1 protein-coding gene is annotated in these 610 nt (G+C 72.8%); it reads right to left on the bottom strand.

Annotated elements, in window-relative coordinates; translation table 11 throughout:
• On the bottom strand, positions 1-610 hold a 610-nt coding region (locus tag DSY14_RS27995; RefSeq protein WP_249188592.1), incomplete at both ends, for an alpha/beta fold hydrolase.

Raw genomic sequence — 610 nt, forward strand, 5'->3', positions numbered from 1 at the left:
GGTGTCCTCCCAGGCGCACCAGGCGCGGGCGGCCTCGAAGCGGACCGTGGGATCGGGGTCGGCGAGCAGGCGTGCGTAGGCGGCCGGTAGGGCGTGGGGGTCGGCGTCGGGACCGGCCGCGGCACGGAAGGTCTCCCATTGTTCGGGGAAGACGCGGCGCATGGTGTGGGTGATCCAGGTGATCTCGGCAGGGGTGCCGGTGGTGACGGCGTACAGGGCCAGGGCGCGCACGTGGTCGGGGTGGGCCTGTGCGTAGGCCAGAGCCAGGCAGGACCCCCAGGAGGCGCCGAGCAGGTGCCATCGGTCGATGCCCAGGTGGATGCGCAGGGCCTCGAAGTCGTCGATGAGGTGGTCGGTGGTGTTGTGGGTCAGGTCGGTGGTGGGGTCTGCGGCGTCGGGGGTACTGCGTCCGCTGCCGCGTTGGTCGAGCAGGATGAGGCGGTAGTGGTCGGGGTCGGTGAAGCGGGACCAGGTGGGGGAGGCCCCGGAGCCGGGTCCGCCGTGCACGGCCAGGACCGGGACGCCGTCGGGGTGTCCGGTCTCCTGCCAGAAGAGGCGTTGGCCGTGGGGGCGCCTCAGGTGTCCCTGGGTGTGGGGGGTGGTGATGGGG

Origin of the sequence: Nocardiopsis sp. MG754419 (assembly GCF_018207095.1) — a bacterium.
In the GTDB taxonomy this organism is placed as follows: domain Bacteria; phylum Actinomycetota; class Actinomycetes; order Streptosporangiales; family Streptosporangiaceae; genus Nocardiopsis.